At 72.1% G+C, this 18,637-nt stretch carries 2 protein-coding genes; both read right to left on the reverse strand.

What is annotated here, in order from left to right; all coding sequences use genetic code 11:
• Positions 1 to 163: 163 nt before the first annotated feature.
• Positions 164 to 7,246, reverse strand: a complete 7,083-nt coding sequence (locus AB5J50_RS27785) for an amino acid adenylation domain-containing protein (protein ID WP_369260977.1) — start codon at positions 7,244 to 7,246, stop codon at positions 164 to 166.
• On the reverse strand, positions 7,243 to 18,606 hold the full coding sequence (locus AB5J50_RS27790) for an amino acid adenylation domain-containing protein (protein WP_369260978.1): 11,364 nt from the start codon (positions 18,604 to 18,606) through the stop codon (positions 7,243 to 7,245). Before AB5J50_RS27790 ends, AB5J50_RS27785 begins: the two co-directional genes overlap by 4 nt.
• Positions 18,607 to 18,637 lie beyond the last annotated feature (31 nt).

Genomic DNA, 18,637 nt, shown 5'->3' on the forward strand with positions numbered 1-18,637 from the left:
GCGGACAACATCACGCTATGCAGGCCGGAACCCGCAGCCCGGCGGCAAGAGCGGCAGGCTGCGGGCAATTGCCCAGGCGGACCGGCGGGGCACACGTCGAAGCGCCCGGGCCCACCCTTGTGAGGTGGACCCGGGCGCCGAGGTGGCCCGGTGGTGCCAGACGTCAGTGGTGTACCGCCCGCAGGTGCTCGGACACGACCTTGCCGATCTCCCTCAGGGGCTCGGCGCCGGTCATGTCCCAGTGCTCGCAGTCGATGTCGTGCTCCTCGACATGGCCGAGAACATACGGTGCCCAGGACTCGGCGCCGGTCATGGCGGCGGGCGTGCGGCGCGCGTTGAAGAACACCATGTCGCCGCTGAACTGCCGCCCGGGAACGTACCGGTAGCGCATCTCCAGGTTCCCCGCGGTGGCCTCGACGACCGCGGCGGCCTGGGCCGGCTCCAGCGCACCCAGGATCGGGTCCTCGGCGCGCAGCACCTCCGCCAGTTCGGCGGCGTCCGGCACACCGTCCGCGCACGCCACGGCCAGTTCGGCGCCGCGGGTGCCGAGCAGCGCGGTCAGGACCTCGCGCCCGGTGATGGCGGGCGCCTCGAAGCCGTCGGGCAGCGGATAGGAGTCGAGCAGCCCGAGCAGGGCCACTTGCTCGCCCAGCTCCTCCAGGCGGGCGGCGACGGCGTGGGCGATCAGACCGCCGAACGACCAGCCCAGCAGGTGGTACGGGCCGTGCGGCTGGACGGAGCGGATTTCGGCCACGTACGTGTCGGCCATCTCCTCCATGGAGGCGGGCCGCCCCGAGGGGTCCGTCAACTCCCGTGCCTGGAGGCCGATCAGCGGCCGCTGGTCGCCGATGTGCCGCAGCAGCCCGGCGTAGGACCAGCTCATCCCCGAGATGGGGTGCACGCAGAACAGCGGGGCTTGACCGCCCTCGCTCGCGGAGCGGATCGGCAGCAGGGTCTCCAGCGGGTTCCCGCCCGTGCCGGCGGCGATGTGCTCGCCCAGCAGCGCGGGTGTCGGGTACTGGAACAGGTCCCGGATGGTGACCGGGGTGTCCCAGACGGCACGGATGCGGCCGATGAGCCGGGTGGCGAGCAGGGAGTGCCCGCCCAGGTGGAAGAAGTGGTCGTCGATGGTGACCGACGGCAGTCCGAGCGTCGCCGCGAACAGCCCGCACAGGACCTCCTCGGCCGGGGTGCGCGGTGCGCGCCCGCCGGTCCGGCCGGCCTGCGGCGGCTCGGGCAGCGCCCGCCGGTCGAGCTTGCCGTTCACCGTCAGCGGCAGCGCGTCCAGCGGCACGATGGCGGCGGGCACCATGTACTCGGGCAGCGCCGCCACCGCGTGCCGGCGCAGCTCCGGGATGTCCGGCACACCGCCGTCCACGGTCACCACGTACGCCACCAGGCGCTTGTCGCCGGGCCGGTCCTCACGGATCATCACGGCGGCCTGGGCGACGGAGGCGTGCCGCAGCATCGCCGACTCGATCTCACCCGGCTCTATGCGAAAGCCCCGCAACTTGATCTGCTGGTCGGCCCGCCCGAAGTACTCCAGCGCTCCGTCCTGGCTCCAGCGGGCCAGGTCGCCGGTCCGGTACATCCGCGAGCCGGGCGCCCCGTGCGGGTCGGCGACGAACCGCTCGGCACTGAGCCCGGGCTGCCCGATGTAGCCGTGCGCGAGCCCGTGCCCGGCGACGTACAGCTCGCCGGGGACGCCCGGCGGCAGCAGACGCAGGTTCTCGTCGAGGACGTAGGCGTGCTTGCCGGTGATGGGCCGGCCGATGGGGATGGCCGGCGCGGGCGCGCTGATGGTGTGGGCGGTGGTGAACCCCATGCTCTCCGCGGGACCGTAGCCGTTGACCAGGTGCAGGTGGGGGTGGTCGGCCAGCGCCTTGGCGGCGTGCGCGGGCGAGGCCGCCTCACCGGCCGTCATGGCCTCCCGGAGCCGGGAGAAGACCGCCGGGTGCTCGTCGAGCATGTGGTTGAACAGGCTCGCCGACATCTGCAGCGTGGTGATCCCGTGCCGCTCCACCAGCTCCGCGATCTGGTGCGGGTCGGTGTGCTGGCCGGGCTGAAGGACGCAGATCCCGCCGTGCAGCAGCGGCCCGAAGACCTCCAGGGCGAAGGCGTCCCACGACACGGGCGAGCTCTGCAGATAGGTCTGCTCCGGCCCGAAGTGCAGATAGTCCGGGCCGATGAAGGTGGCCGCCAGCGCCCGGTGCGAGGCCGCGACGCCCTTGGGCACTCCGGTCGAGCCGGAGGTGAACATCACGCACGCCGTCGTCTCCGGGTGCCCGCCCGTCTCCACCGGCGCCCCCGAGAGAGTGCTGATCGCGGGGGTGTCGACGGTCAGGTCGACCAGGGTGGCCGAGGTCGGCAGGGCCGTGAGGTGGCTCTGGGTGACCAGCGCCGACGGGTTGGTCTGCCCGAGGACGGTGGTCAGCCGGTCGGCCGGGAACTGCGGGTCCAGCAGCGTGTATCCGGCGCCGGCCTTCAGCGCCGCGAGCAGGGAGGCGATCAGATGCGGCGAGCGCTCCAGGTGGATGGCCACGATGCTGCCGGGCTCGACGCCCCGCGAGGTCAGGTGCCGGGCCAGCCGGTTGGACCAGACGTCCAGCTCGGCGTACGTCACCTGCTGGTCCTCGAAGACCAGCGCCACCGAGTCCGGTGTGCGCGCCGCCTGCCCGGTGAACAGCCCGTCCAGACCGAGGACCGGCGCCGGCGCCTGGGGACCGCTCCAGTCCCGTACCCGTACGCGCTCGTCGTCGGAGAGCAGCTCGATGTCGCCGACGGGGAGTTCGGGCTGGTTGACGGCGGTGGTGAGGAGGCGGACGAGGCGGTCGGCGGTGGCCTGGATGGTGCGGGCGTCGTAGAGGTCGGTGGCGTACTCGATGGTGATGTCGAGGCCGCCCGGCTGTCCGTCCGCCGTCCGGTGCTCCGCGAACGCGAAGGTCAGGTCGAACTTGGCGATGGAGGCGGAGGGGAAGGCGAACTCGCTCTCCAGGCCCGGGAGTTCGGGCGCCCTGGTGCTGGTGTCGCCGACGGTGAGCATGACCTGGAAGAGGGGGTGCCGGGCGGTGGTGCGCTCGGGGTTGAGGGCTTCGACGAGCCGGTCGAAGGGCAGATCCTCGTGGGCCCAGGCGGAGAGGTCGGTCTCCCGGACGCGGGTGAGCAGGTCGCGGAAGGTCGGGTTGCCCGACAGATCCGTGCGCAGGACAAGGGTGTTGACGAAGAAGCCGATGAGGTCGTCGAGCTTCTGGTCGGTGCGGCCGGCGACGGGGGAGCCGAGCGGGATGTCGGACCCGGCGCCGGAGCGGGCGAGGAGGGTGGACACGGCCGCCTGGGCGACCATGAAGAAGGTGGTGCCGGTGTCCTGGGCCAGCGAGGTCAGCGAGGTGTGCAGTTCGGCGGGGCAGTGGACGGTGTGGGTGGTGCCCTGGTTGGAGGCGGTGGCGGGGCGGGCACGGTCGGTGGGAAGGGTCGCTTCCTCCGGGAGTTCGGCCAGAGCCTCGCGCCAGTAGTCGAGTTGGCGGTCCTCGCTGTCCTGAAGCAGCCTCTGCTGCCACAGGGCGTAGTCGGCGTACTGGACCGGCAGCGGCTCCCACTCCGGGGTCTCGCCCTGGACGCGGGCCTCGTAGGCGGCGGCCAGATCGCGGAAGAGCGGGCCGTTGGACCAGCCGTCGGAGGCGATGTGGTGGACGACCAGCATCAGGACGTGGTCCTCGGCGCCGAGCCGGAACAGGCTTGCGCGGAAGGGGCGTTCGCCCGCCAGGTCGAAGGCGTGTCCGGCCTCGGCGCCCAGCAGCCCGTCGAGGGTGTCCTCGGTCGCGGGGATGATGGCCAGCGCGGTGGTGGCCGCGGGAAGGACGGCCTGGTAGGCCTTGTTCTCGTGGGTCGGGTAGACCGTTCGCAGGCTCTCGTGGCGGGTGACCAGGTCGGTGAGGGCCAGCTGGAGTGCGTCGGGGTCGAGGGTTCCCTTGAGGCGCAGGGCCATCGGGATGTTGTAGGTGGCGGACGGGCCTTCCATCTGGTCGAGGAACCAGAGCCGTTGCTGGGCGGACGACAGCGGCACCCGCTCCGGACGGTCCTCGGGCAGCAGCGCCGGACGCTGTTCCCCGCTGCTCTCGGCCGTGAGCCGCTCGGAGAGCAGCGCGACCGTCGCGTACTGGAACAGGTCCCGGATGGTGATCTGGGTGTCCCACACGGCGCGGATGCGGCTGATGAGCCGGGTGGCGAGCAGGGAGTGCCCGCCGCGGTGGAAGAAGTGGTCGTCGATGGTGACCGACGGCAGCCCGAGCACGGCGGCGAACAGACCGCAGAGCACTTCCTCGGCGGGGGTGCGGGGTGCGCGCCCGCCGGTGTCGCCGGTGTTCTGGGGCGCCGGCAGGGCACGGCGGTCGATCTTGCCGTTGGTGGTCAGCGGGATCGCGTCGAGGGTGACGAAGGCGGACGGGACCATGTACTCGGGCAGCGAGCCGGAGACCTCGCGCTGGACCGCCTTGGTGTCGAGCCGTGTGCCGTCGGCGGCGACGAGGTAGGCGACGAGACGCTTGTCGCCGGGCCGGTCCTCACGGATGACCACGGTCGCCTGGGCGACGGAGTCGCAGGCCGCCAGCGCGGTCTCGATCTCGCCGAGTTCGATGCGGAAGCCGCGCAGCTTGACCTGCTGGTCGGCCCGGCCCAGGTACTCCAGGGAGCCTTCGTGGTTCCAGGCGGCGAGGTCACCGGTGCGGTACATGCGGGTACCTGCCGGGCCGTACGGGTCGGCGACGAACCGCTCGGCCGTCATGCCCGGCCGGTTGAGGTAGCCCTGGGCGAGACCGGTTCCGGCGATGTAGAGCTCGCCCGGGGTGCCGGGCGGGACGAGCTGGAGGTGGTGGTCCAGGACGTAGAGGCGGTGGTTGTCGAGGGGTTCGCCGATCGGGACGGTGCCCGGGTAGTCGAGCGGACGGTGGATGTGGTGGGTGGCGGCGAACGTCGTGGTCTCCGTCGGCCCGTAGCCGTTGACGACGGTGGTGTCCGGGCAGTTCTCGTGGATCCGGCGCACGGCCTCCGGCGGGACGACGTCACCGCCGGCCCACACCTCGCGGACGCCCGCGAACGCGGCCGGTGCCTCCTCGGCCATGACCCGGAACAGGCCCGCCGTCATCCACAGGCTGGTGATCGAGTGCTCGGCCAGCAGCCGCCCGTAGGCCGTGGGGTCGAGATGGCCGGGGGGTGCGACGACGACGGTGCCGCCGTTCAGCCAGGGCACCCATATCTCGAAGGTGGACGCGTCGAACGCGGCTGGTGAGTGGAACAGGACCCGGCTGTGGTTGCCGTTGGCGTACATGGTCTGGGCGGCCAGGTCGGCCACATTGCGGTGGGTGACCGCCACGCCCTTCGGGACGCCGGTCGAGCCCGAGGTGAACATCGCGTACAGCGGCTGGTCGGGGTGGATCGTGCGCGCCGGAGCCGTCGCGGGCAGGTGGTCGAGCCCGGTGGTGCCGTCGAGGACGACGACCTGGGCGGTGGTCTCCGCGACGAGCGGGTGGTCGGACAGGGCCGCGTCGGTCAGCAGGACCGGAGCCCCGGTGTCGGCCAGGATCTGGGTGAGGCGGGAGTCCGGGTCGGTGGTGTTCAGCGGGGCGTACACCGCTCCGGCCTTGGTCACCGACAGCAGCGCGGTGAGCAGGTCGGCCGAGCGCTCCATCAGGACGGCGACCACGTCGTGCTGCTGGACACCGAGGTTGATGAGGTGGTGGGCCGCACGGTTGGTGGCCTCGTCGAGCTCGGCGTAGGTGACCTCGTGGACGTCGTCGACCAGGGCGATCGCGTCCGGGGTACGGGCGGCCTGCGCCGCGAACAGTTCGGCGAGGCTCGCCTCGGGCGCCCCGGTGACCGCGCCGCTCCACTCCTCCAGGAGCAGCCGGCGCTCGTGCTCGCCGAGCAGGTCCAGCACGGACAGCGGGGTGTCGGGCGAGGTGAGCACCGCTTCCAGGAGCCGCCGCAGCCGGGCCATGAGCGCGTCGATCGTACGGGCGTCGTACAGGTCGGTGGCGTACTCAATGGTGATGTCCAGGCCGTTCGGCCGGCCGTCCCGGGTGCGGTGCTCGGCGAAGCCGAAGGTCAGGTCGAACTTGGCGATCTGCAGCGCGCTGTACTCGGTCCGGGCGTCGAGGCCCGGGAAGCCGACGGCGTTCGAACCGGTCTCACCCATGGTGAGCATCACCTGGAAGAGGGGGTGCCGGGAGGCGGAGCGCTCCGGGTTGAGCACCTCCACCAGCCGGTCGAAGGGCAGGTCCTGCTGGCCCCACGCCGCCAGGTCCGTCTTGCGGACCCGGCCGAGCAGCTCCCGGAAGCTCGGGTCGCCCGTCAGATCCGTCCGCAGCACCAGCGTGTTGACGAAGAAGCCGACCAGCCCGTCGAGGGCCTCGTCGATACGTCCGGAGACCGGCGAGCCGACCGGGATGTCGAGGCCCGCCCCGGAGCGGGACAGCACGGTCGCGACCGCCGCCTGAGTCGCCATGAACAGGGTCGCCCCCGACTCCCGCGCCAGGTGCGTCAGTCCGGCGTGGACGTCCGCGGGAAGGTGCGCGTCGCAGGTGGCACCGTGATACGAGGCGGTGGCCGGGCGCGGCCGGTCGGCCGGCAGGGTGGCCTCCTCCGGCAGCTCCGCCAACGTCTCGCGCCAGAACTCGAGTTGACGCGACCCGGCGCTCTCCGGATCGTCCGCCTCGCCGAGCAGCTCCTGCTGCCACAGCGTGTAGTCGCCGTACTGCACCGGCAGCGGCTCCCACTCGGGGGCCTGCCCCTGGACCCGGGCGCCGTAGGCGGTCGCCAGGTCCTGGAGCAGCGGGGCCGTCGAGCCGCCGTCCGAGACGATGTGGTGCATCACCACGAGCAGGACGTGCTCCTGCTCGGCGAGCGCGATCAGCCGCGCCCGGACCGGCAGATCCACCGCCAGGTGGAAGACCTGCGCGGACTCCTCGGCGAGAACCGCCTCCAGCGTCCCGGCCGTGGCCGGCACGACGGGCAGTTCGAACTCCACGTCCTCCTCTTCGAGGATGTGCTGGTACGGGGTGCCGTCCTGGTCCGGGAAGATCGTCCGCAGACTCTCGTGCCGGCCGATGACGTCGGCGAGGGCCGACAGCAGGGCGGCACGGTCGAGTTCACCGGTGAGCCGCACTGCCAGCGGGATGTTGTAGGTGGTCGACGGCCCTTCCATCTGGGCGATGAACCACAGCCGCTGCTGGGCGTAGGACAAGGGGATCACTTGGTCGCTCCCATCCGGCGCATCGGCCGCAGTTTGGGCCTTGCGGCCTCGGCGCCGTCGAGCTTCTCGACGAGCGTTGCCACGATCGGGTTTTCGAAGAGGGTCGCCACGGACAGCTCGACCCCGAGTACGGTGCGGATCCGGCCCACGAGCCGGGTGGCGAGCAGGGAGTGCCCGCCCAGGTGGAAGAAGTGGTCGTCGATGGTGACCGACGGCAGTCCGAGCATCTCCGCGAACAGCCCGCAGAGGACTTCTTCCTTGGGGGTACGGGGCGCGCGCCCCGCGGTGTCGTGCGTGACCTGCGGCTCGGGCAGGGCCTTGCGGTCCACCTTGCCGTTCACGGTCAAGGGGATCGCGTCCAGCGTCACGAACGCCGACGGAACCATGTACTCGGGCAGCAGCCCCGACATCCGCCGCCGCACGTCCTCGTCGTCGATCCGCGCCCCGTCCTGCGCGGTCAGATAGGCCACGAGACGCTTGTCGCCGGGCCGGTCCTCGCGGACGATGACCGTCGCCTGAGCGATGGCGTCCTGGGCCGCCAACACGGTCTCGATCTCGCCGAGTTCGATACGGAAGCCGCGCAGCTTGACCTGTTCGTCGGCCCGTCCGAGGTAGTCGAGCGAGCCTTCCTGGTTCCAGCGGACGAGGTCACCGGTGCGGTACATCCGGGTGCCGGCGGGGCCGTACGGGTCGGCGACGAAACGGTCGGCGGTCTGTCCCGGGCGGTCCAGGTAGCCCTGCGCGAGTCCGGTTCCGGCGATGTAGAGCTCGCCGGGGGTGCCGGGTGCGACCAGGCCGAGGTGTTCGTCGAGGACGTAGAGGCGGTGGTTGTCGAGGGGTTCGCCGATGGGGACGGTGCCTGGGTAGTCGTAGGGGCGGCGGATGTGGTGGGTGGCGGCGAAGGTGGTGGTCTCGGTCGGGCCGTAGCCGTTGACGACGGTGATCTGCGGGTTGTGGTCCATGACGCGGCGTACGGCCTCGGGCGGGACGACGTCGCCGCCGGCCCAGACTTCGCGTACGCCGGTGAACGCGGCCGGGGCTTCTTCGGCGATGAGGCGGAACAGGCCCGCTGTCATCCACAGGCTGGTGATGCGGTGCTCGGACAGGAGCTGCTGGTAGGCGGCGGTGTCGAGGTGGCCGGCCGGGGCGACGACCAGCGTCGCTCCGTTGAGCCAGGGCACCCACATCTCGTACGTCGAGGCGTCGAAGGCCATCGGCGAGTGGAAGAGGACCCGGCTGTGGTTGCCGTTGGCGTACATGGTCTGGGCGGCCAGGTCGGCCACATTGCGGTGGGTGACCGCCACGCCCTTCGGCACTCCGGTCGAGCCGGAGGTGAACATGGCGTACACGGCCTGGTCGGGGTGGACCGGAACGTGCGGGTCGCTCGCGTCGCCCTCGGCCGGGGCTGCCACGGAGATCGCCCGTGCGCCGGCCGGGAGTTGGAGGCTTTCGGGGCCGCGGTCGGTGAGGAAGACCTTGACCGCCGACTGCTCGACGATGAGCTGGACGCGCTCCATCGGGTAGCGGGTGTCGAGCGGGACGTAGACCGCTCCGGCCTTGACCACGGCGAGCGTGGCGATGACGGCGTCGAGTGAGCGCTCCTGGAAGAGCGCCACCCGGCTGCCGGGCTCCACACCTTCCGATATCAGGTGGTGGGCGAGGCGGTTGGCGCGCTCGTCCAGTTCGCGGTACGTCAGTTCCTGGGTGGCGTGGACGACGGCCACCGCGTCCGGGGTGCGGGCCACCTGCGCGGCGAACAGCTCCCCGAGCCCGGCGTCGGCGCTTCCGGTGACGGACCCGGCCCGCGACTCCAGCAGCAGAGCCCGCTCCCCGGGAGACAGCAACTCCAGCTCGCCGACCGGAAGTTCAGGAGCAGCGACGGCCGCCTCCAGCAGTCGTACGAGACGGACCGCGACGCTCTCGATGGTGCTCGCGTCATACAGATCGGTCGCGTACTCGACGGTGATGTCCAGACCGCCGGGCTCTCCGTCCGGCCCCCGGTGCTCCGCGAAGCCGAAGGTGAGGTCGAACTTGGCGATCTCCACCTGCGAGAACTCGTACGCCGTGTCCAGGCCGGGCAGTTCGGGCGCCTCGGCCGACGTGTCGCCCAGGGTGAGCATGACCTGGAAGAGCGGGTGGCGGGCCGGTGTGCGCTCGGGGTTGAGGATCTCCACGATCCGGTCGAAGGGCAGGTCCTGGTGGTTCCAGGCGGCCAGGTCGGTCTCGCGGACCCGGTGCAGCAGGTCGCGGAAGCTCGGGGTGCCGGTCAGGTCGGTGCGAAGGACCAGGGTGTTGACGAAGAACCCGACCAGGTCGTCGAGTTGCTGGTCGGTGCGGCCGGCGACGGGGGAGCCGAGCGGGATGTCTGACCCGGCGCCGGAGCGGGCGAGGAGGGTGGACACGGCCGCCTGGGCGACCATGAAGAAGGTGGTGCCGGTGTCCTGGGCCAGCGAGGTCAGCGAGCCGTGCAGCTCGGCGGGGCAGTGGACGGTGTGCGTGCTGCCCCGGTAGGAGGCGGTTGCCGGGCGGGCCCGGTCGGCCGGGAGGGTGGCCTCCTCCGGCAGGTCGGCCAATGCCTGCCGCCAGAAGCCGAGTTGGCGCTCCTCGTCCTCCTCCATCAGCTGCTGCTGCCACAGCGCGTAGTCGGCGTACTGGACGGGCAGCGGCTCCCACTCCGGTGCCTGCCCCTCGGTGCGGGCCGCGTAGGCGGCGGCCAGGTCGCGGAAGAGGGGGGCGTTGGACCAGCCGTCGGAGGCGATGTGGTGGATCACCAGGAGCAGGACGTGCTCCTGGTCGCCGAGGGCCAGCAGGTGGGCGCGGAGCGGGATGCCGGAGGCCAGGTCGAAGGGGATGGCGGAGAGGCCGGCGAGGCGGGCGGCGAGCGTGTCGTCCGTGACCGGGACGACGGGCAGCTCGACCGGCTCGGGGGCCCGCACCGACTGGTAGGCCTTGCCCTCGTGGGTGGGGTAGACGGTGCGCAGGCTCTCGTGGCGGGTGACCAGGTCGGTGAGGGCCTGCCGCAGGGCCTCGACGTCCACCGCGCCGGTGAGGCGCAGCGCCATCGGGATGTTGTACGTCGCCGACGGGCCCTCCATCTGGTCCAGGAACCAGAGCCGTTGCTGGGCGGAGGACAGCGGCACGCGCTCGGGGCGCTCCTGCGCGCGGGTCAGTGCGGCCCGGGGAAGTTCACCGCTGCCCTCCGTGACCCGCTCGGACAGCGCGACCACGGTCGGGGACCGGAACAGGTCCCGGACGCCGAGCTGGACGCCGAAGGCCTGGCGGATGCGGCTGATGAGGCGGGTGGCGAGCAGGGAGTGGCCGCCCCGGTGGAAGAAGTTGTCGTCGATGGTGGCCGACGGGAGCCCGAGGACCGCCGCGAACAGGCCGCACAGGACCTCTTCCTGGGGGGTGCGCGGGGCACGTCCGGTGACATCGTGGGTGACCTGCGGGGTGGGCAGCGCGCGCCGGTCGATCTTGCCGTTGGCGGTCAGCGGGATCGCGTCGAGGAGCATGAAGGCCGACGGGACCATGTACTCGGGGAGTGCCGAAGTGGCGTGCCGGCGCAGGTCGTTCAGGTCGACGCCGCCCTCGGCGGTCACGAGGTAGGCGACGAGCCGCTTGTCTCCGGGCCGGTCCTCGCGGACGATCACCGTGGCCTGGACGATGCTTTCATGGCCCGTCAGCACCGTCTCGATCTCGCCGAGTTCGATGCGGAAGCCACGCAGCTTGACCTGCTGGTCGGCCCGGCCGAGGTACTCCAGCGAGCCCTCGTGGTTCCAGCGCACCAGGTCCCCGGTGCGGTACATCCGGGCGCCCGGTTCATCGGCGTACGGGTCGGCGACGAACCGCTCGGCGGTGAGCGACGGGCGGCCCACATAGCCGCGCGCCAGACCGGCCCCGGCGATGTACAGCTCGCCGGGCGCACCGGCCGGAACGAGCCGGAGCGCGGAGTCGAGGACGTAGAGGCGGTGGTTGTCGAGGGGTTCGCCGATCGGGACGGTGCCCGGGTAGTCGAGCGGACGGTGGATGCGGTGGGTGGTGGCGAAGGTGGTGGTCTCGGTCGGCCCGTAGCCGTTGACGACGGTGGTGTCCGGGCAGTTCTCGTGGATCCGGCGCACGGCCTCCGGCGGGACGACGTCCCCGCCCGCCCACACCTCCCGGAGCCCCACGAAGGCCTCCGGCGCCTCCTCGGCCATCACCCGGAACAGCCCCGCCGTCAGCCACAGACTCGTGATCGAGTACTCGGCGATCAGCTCGCTCAGCGTGCCGGTCTCCAGGTGGCCCCGGGGCGCCACGACGACCGTGCCGCCGGTCAGCCACGGCACCCAGATCTCGTAGGTGGAGGCGTCGAAGGTGTGCGGGGAGTGGAAGAGGACCCGCTGGTGGGCGCCGCCCTCGTACATCCGCTGGCGGGCCAGGTCGGCCACGTTGCGGTGGGTGACGGCGACACCCTTCGGGACGCCGGTCGAGCCCGAGGTGAACATGACGTACAGCCACTGGTCGGGGTGGGTCGGGGCGGTGGTCCTCGTCGCGGGTCGGCCGTCGAGGTCCTTGGCCTCGACGACGAGGTCCCGGGCCTGCGCCCGGGTGACCAGCGGATGGTCGGCCAGCGCCCGGTCGGTGATCAGGACCGGCGCGTCGAGTTCATCGAGGATCTGGGTGTGGCGGGTGTCCGGGTCGGCCGGGTTGAGGGGCGCGTAGGCGCCGCCGGCCTTCACGACCGCGAGCATGGCGACCAGGAGGTCGGCCGAGCGCTCCATCATCAGGGCGACGACGGATTCGGGGCCGACCCCGAGCCCGATGATCCGCTGCGCGAACCGGTCGGACTCGGCGTCGAGTTCGGCGTAGGTGAAGGAGCGCTCCTCGGACGCCACCGCGACCGCGTCCGGCGTACGGGCCACCTGCGCGGCGAACAGCTCCGCGAGACCCGCGTCCGGGAAGCCGCCCTCGGTGACCGGACCCGCGCCCAGCGCCAGCAGCCGCTCCCGCTCCTCGGGGCCGGTGAACTCCAGCTCCCCGACGGGCAGTTCCGGCGCGGCGACTGCCGATTCCAGCAGTCGCACGAGCCGATCCGCGAGCCCCTCGACGGTACGGGCGTCGTACAGGTCGGTGGCGTACTCGACCCTGATGTCCAGACCGCCCGGCTGCCCGTCCGCCGTCCGGTGCTCGTGGAAGGAGAAGGTCAGGTCGAACTTGGCGATCTCCAACGGGGTGAAGCCCGACTCGGTCTCCACGCCTGGGAGTTCCAGCGACGGCGTGACCGCTTCCTGAAGGGTCAGGGCCACCTGGAACAGCGGGTGGCGGGAGGTGGAGCGGGCCGGGTTGAGCAGCTCGACCAGCCGGTCGAAAGGCAGGTCCTGGTGGGACCAGGCGGCCAGATCGGTGTCCCGGACCCGGCCGAGCAGCTCCCGGAAGCCCGGGTCGCCCTCCACGTCCGTACGGAGCACCAGGGTGTTGACGAAGAAGCCGACCAACCCGTCGAGCGCCTCGTCCGTACGGCCCGCGATCGGGGCGCCGATCGGGATGTCCGTGCCCGCCCCCGAGCGGGACAGGGCGGTGGCGACCGCGGCCTGGGCGACCATGAACATCGTGGTGCCGGTCTCCCGGGCCAGCCGGGTCAGCGCCTGGTGCAGCTCGGGCGGGCAGTGGACGCCGTGGGTCCGCCCCCGGTAGGTGGCGGCGGCCGGGCGCGGCCGGTCGGCCGGCAGGGTGGCCTCGTCCGGCAACCCGTCCAGCGTGTGGCTCCAGAACTCCGCCTGGCGCTCGCCGTCCGCCGCGAGCAGCTCCTGCTGCCACAGCGTGTAGTCGGCGTACTGCACCGGCAGGGGCTCCCAGCCGGGGGCCTCGCCCAGCACACGGGCCTCGTAGGCGGCGGCGAGGTCACGCAGCAGCGGGGTGGTGGACCAGCCGTCGGAGGCGATGTGGTGGATGACCACCATGAGCACCTGGTCCCGCTCGCCCAGGTCGAACAGGGCGGCGCGGAGCGGGAGTCCGGCCGCCAGGTCGAAGGTGCGCGCGGCCTCGGCGCCGAGCAGCTCCGCCAGGGAGTCCTCGTCCGCCGGCGTGACCGGCAGCTCGACCCGGACCCCGTCCGCGGGCAGCACCTGCTGGTGGAAGTCGCCGTCGGCCACCGCGAACATCGTGCGCAGGCTCTCGTGCCGGACCACCAGGTCGGTCAGCGCGAGGCGCAGCGCCTCCCGGTCCAGTTCGCCCTTGAGGCGCAGCGCGAGCGGGATGTTGTACGTCGAGGACGGGCCCTCCAACTGGTCGAGGAACCACAGCCGTTGCTGGGCCGACGACAGCGGCACCCGCTCCGGACGGGTCATCTCCCGCAGGGCGGGCCGCCGCACACCGTCCCCGCCGGCGTCGACGAACTCCGCGAGCGCCGCCGGTGTCGGCCCCTGGAAGAGGTCCTTGACGGTGATCTGGACCCCGAACGCCTGCCGCATGCGGCTGATCAGCCGGGTGGCGAGCAGGGAATGCCCGCCCCGGTGGAAGAAGTGGTCGTCGATGGTCACCGACGGCAGCCCGAGGATCTCCGCGAACAGCCCGCAGAGGACTTCCTCGACCGGGTTACGCGCGGCACGCCCGCCGGTGTCGTGGGTGACCTGCGGCGCGGGCAGGGCCTTGCGGTCCACCTTGCCGTTCACGGTCAGCGGGATCGCGTCCAGCGTCACGAACGCCGACGGGACCATGTACTCGGGCAGCGAACCGGAGATCTCCCGGTGAATCGCCTTCGCGTCGGCCTTCCGGCCCTCGGCGGCGACGAGGTAGGCGACCAGGCGCTTGTCGCCGGGCCGGTCCTCGCGAACGATGACCGTCGCCTGCGCGATGGCGTCCTGGGCCGCCAACACGGTCTCGATCTCGCCGAGTTCGATACGGAAGCCGCGCAGCTTGACCTGCTGGTCGGCCCGTCCGAGGTAGTCGAGTGAGCCTTCCTGGTTCCAGCGGACCAGGTCACCGGTGCGGTACATCCGGGTGCCTGCGGGACCGTACGGGTCGGCGACGAACCGCTCGGCCGTCATGCCCGGCCGGTCCAGGTAACCCTGGGCCAGACCCGCGCCCGCGACGTAGAGCTCGCCCGGGGTGCCCGGCGCCACCAGGCCGAGGTGTTCGTCGAGGACGTAGAGGCGGTGGTTGTCGAGGGGTTCGCCGATCGGGATGGTGCCGGGGTAGTCGTAGGGGCGGCGGATGTGGTGGGTGGCGGCGAAGGTGGTGGTCTCGGTGGGTCCGTATCCGTTGACGACGGTGATCTGCGGGTTGTGGTCCATGACGCGGCGTACGGCCTCGGGCGGGACGACGTCGCCACCGGCCCAGACTTCGCGTACGCCGGTGAACGCGGCCGGGGCTTCTTCGGCGATGAGGCGGAACAGGCCAGCCGTCATCCACAGGCTGGTGATGCGGTGCTCGGTCAGGAGCTGTTGGTAGGCGGCGGTGTCGAGGTGGCCGGCGGGCGCGACGACGAGGGTGCCGCCGTTCAGCCACGGCACCCACATCTCGTAGGTGGAGGCGTCGAAGGCCATCGGGGAGTGGAAGAGGACCCGGCTGTGGTTGCCGTTGGCGTACATGGTCTGGGCGGCGAGGTCGGCCACGTTGCGGTGGGTGACCGCGACGCCCTTCGGGACTCCGGTCGAGCCCGAGGTGAACATGGCGTAGACGGCCTGGTCGGGGTGGACCGGAACGTGCGGGTCGCTCGCGTCGCCCTCGGCCGGGGCCTCTACGGAAAGGGCCCTGGCTCCGGCGGGGAGTTGGAGCTCCCCGGCGTCGCGGTCGGTGAGGAGGATTTCGACGGCCGACTGCTCGACGATGAGCTGGACGCGCTCCATCGGGTAGCGGGTGTCGAGCGGGACGTAGACGGCTCCCGCTTTGACCACGGCCAGGGTGGCGATCACGGCGTTCAGCGAGCGCTCCTGGAAGAGCGCCACCCGGCTGCCGGGCCGCACTCCTTCGGCGATCAGGTGGTGGGCGAGGCGGTTGGCGCGCTCGTCCAGCTCGGCGTAGGTCAGGTCGCTTGCCGAGTCGATCAGGGCGACCGCGTCCGGGGTGCGGGCCACCTGCGCGGCGAACAGGGCGCCGAGACCGGCCTCCGGGGCCGCGGTGACCTCCCCGCTCCACTCCTCCAGGAGCAGTCCGCGCTCCTGGCCGGAGAGCAACTCCAGGTCACCGACGGGCAGTTCGGGGTGGGTCGCCGCCTCCGACAGCAGCCGGACCAGGCGCCCGGCGGCCGCCTCGACGGTGCGGGCGTCGTACAGGTCGGTGGCGTACTCGACGGTGATGTCGAGGCCGCCGGGCTCCCCGTCCGCCGTGCGGTGCTCGGCGAAGGAGAACGTCAGGTCGAACTTGGCGGCCCGCAGCCAGGTGAACTCCGACTCCGTCTCCAGACCCTCGGCGACGAGCGTCGGCGTGGCCGCGTCCGTCAGCGTCAGCATGACCTGGAAGAGCGGGTGCCGGGCCGCCGAACGGTCCGGGTTGACGGCCTCGACGAGCCGGTCGAAGGGGAGGTCCTGGTGGCCCCAGGCCGCCAGGTCGGTCTCCCGGACGCGGGTGAGGAGCTCACGGAAACTCGGGTTGCCCGACAGGTCCGTGCGCAGGACGAGGGTGTTGACGAAGAAGCCCACCAGGTCGTCGAGCGCCTGGTCGGTGCGGCCCGCGATCGGCGAACCGAGCGGGATGTCGTGGCCCGCGCCGGAACGGGCGAGCAGCGTCGACACCGCCGCCTGGGCCACCATGAACACCGACGCCCCCGACTCACGGGCCAGCGCCGCGAGGGCCGCGTGCACCGCCGGCGGGCAGTGCACGGTGCGGGTGGCGCCCCGGTAGGAGGAGACGGCCGGGCGCTGCCGGTCGGCGGGGAGGGTGACCTCCTCGGGGAGGTCCGCCAACGCGTCTCGCCAGTAGGACAGTTGGAGGGACTCGACGCTCTCCGTGTCCGCCGGGTCGCCGAGCAGCGCGCGGTGCCACAGGGCGTAGTCGGCGTACTGGACGGGCAGTGGCTCCCAGGCCGGGCGCTGTCCGCGCGAGCGGGTCGCGTAGGCGGTGCTCAGGTCGCGCATGAGCGGCTGGTACGACCAGCCGTCCGACACGATGTGGTGCATCACCACCAGCAGCACGTGGTCCCGCTCGCCGGTCCTCAGCAGCCGGGCCCGTACGGGCAGATCGGCCGCGAGGTCGAAGGCCCGCTCGGACTCCTCGGCCAGCAGCCCGGCGAGCGTGGATTCGTCCGCCGGCGTGACCGGCAGCTCGATCCGTACGTCGTCCGCGGGCAGCACCCGCTGGTAGGTCCGCCCCTCGGCCGTGCCGAAGACCGTGCGCAGGCTCTCGTGCCGGCCCAGCACATCGGTGAACGCCGACTCCAGTGCCGCGACGTTCAGTTCGCCGCGCACCCGGACGGCGAGCGGGATGTTGTACGTGGCTGACGGGCCCTCCATCTGGTCGAGGAACCACAGCCGCTGCTGGGCCGACGACAGCGGGAGCAGCTCGGGCCGCTCCTCGGCCGCCGTCAGCGCCGGGCGGGCGGACTCGCCGCCGTCCGCGGCGATGTATTCGGCGAGGAGTGCCACCGTCGGGCAGGTGAAGAACTCCCGCAGCGTCAGCTGGACGTCCAGGGTGGTGCGGATCCGGCTGACCAGGCGGGTGGCGAGCAGCGAGTGGCCGCCGATGGTGAAGAAGTCGTCGTCGATCCCGACGGACGGCAGCCCCAGCGCGTAGGCGAACAGCCCGGCCAGGACCTCCTCGACGGGGTTGCGGGGGGCCCGGCCGTTCGCGGTGCCGCCGAGCTTGGGGGCGGGCAGCGCGCGGCGGTCCAGCTTGCCGTTCGCGGTCAGCGGCAGCGAGCCCAGCGGGACGACCGCCGAGGGGACCATGTACTCGACCAGTTCCTCGCCGGCGTACCGGAGCAGCTCCGCGCCGTCGAGGACCCCTTCCACGGCGGGCACCACGTAGGCCACCAGGCGCTTGTCGCCGGGCCGGTCCTCGCGGACGATCACCGCGGCCTGGGCCACGGACGGGTGGCGGACCAGGACGGTCTCGATCTCGCCGAGCTCGATGCGGTTGCCGCGCAGTTTGACCTGCTGGTCGGCGCGGCCCAGGAACACGATCTCGCCGTGCTCGTTCCAGGCGGCGAGGTCGCCGGTGCGGTACATGCGGGTACCGGCGGGGCCGTACGGGTCGGCGGTGAAACGCTCGGCGGACAGGGCGGGCAGCCGGGCGTAACCCTGCGCCAAGTGAGGCCCCGCCACATAGAGTTCACCGGTCTCGCCGGGGGCGGTGTGGCGCAGCTCGGTATCGAGGACGTACATCGCGGTGTTCGCCATCGGGATGCCCAGGTGGAGCCGCTCCAGCGTGCGGATGTCCGGCGTGAACGCCTGGTAGCTGCAGAAGACGGTGGCCTCGGTGGGGCCGTAGACGTGCACGACCGTGGTGTCGGGGCAGTGGTCGAGCACCCGCTGCAAGGCGGTGGCGGACAGTACGTCGCCGCCGGTCCAGATCTCCTTCAGCCGGGCCAGGCTCTCGATCGTCTCGCTGGCCATCGCGTCGAACAGCGCGGTCGTGAAGTACGCGGCAGTCGCGTCGTAGCGCGCGATGGCCTCGCCCAGCTCACCGATGTCGATCTTCGGCGCGGGCAGCACCACGGCCAGACCGCCGCGCAGCAGCGGCACCCACAGCTCGTACGTCGAGGAGTCGAAGGGCAGCGGCGAGTAGGCGAGGACCCGCTGGTGCGCCTCGGTGCCGAAGCCGGGGTCCAGGGCCAGTTCCACCACATTGCGGTGGGTGTTGACGACGCCCTTGGGGGTGCCGCTGGAGCCGGAGGTGAACATCACGTACAGCGGCTGGTCCGGATGGACGGCCACCTCGGGGGCACCGGCCGGCTCCTGCGCCGTCACGGTGTCCTCGGTCAGCCGCAGGGCGGGCAGCTCACCCGCGAAGGCGGTCTCCTCCTCGGTCGCGCGGTCCGTGACCAGCAGGACGGCCTCGGTGTTGCCGAGGATCCAGCCGAGGCGCTCGGCGGGCTGGCGCGGGTCGAGGGGGACGTACACACCGCCGCTCTTGAGGACGGCGAGCACGGTGATCACATAGGCGAGCGACCGGTCGAAGAGGAGCCCGACCGAGTCGCCCGGCTGTACACCGGCGGCGATCAGCCGGTGCGCGAGGGCGTTGGCCGCCCCGTCGAGCTCCCGGTAGGTGAGCCGGCGGTCCTCGCGGACCAGGGCGACGGCGTCCGGGGTGCGGGCGGCCTGCGCGGCGAAGAGCTCGTGCAGCGCGCCCTCGGGCAGTTCCACCGTCGTGTCGTTGTACGCGGCGACGCCATCGGGCACGCCGACGCCGAGGGGGAGCAGGGGATCGGCTTGCGGCTGGGACATCTCGACACCTTCTTGGAAGCTCGGTTCTGGT

Source organism: Streptomyces sp. R35 (genome assembly GCF_041053035.1).
Lineage (GTDB): Bacteria > Actinomycetota > Actinomycetes > Streptomycetales > Streptomycetaceae > Streptomyces > Streptomyces lutosisoli.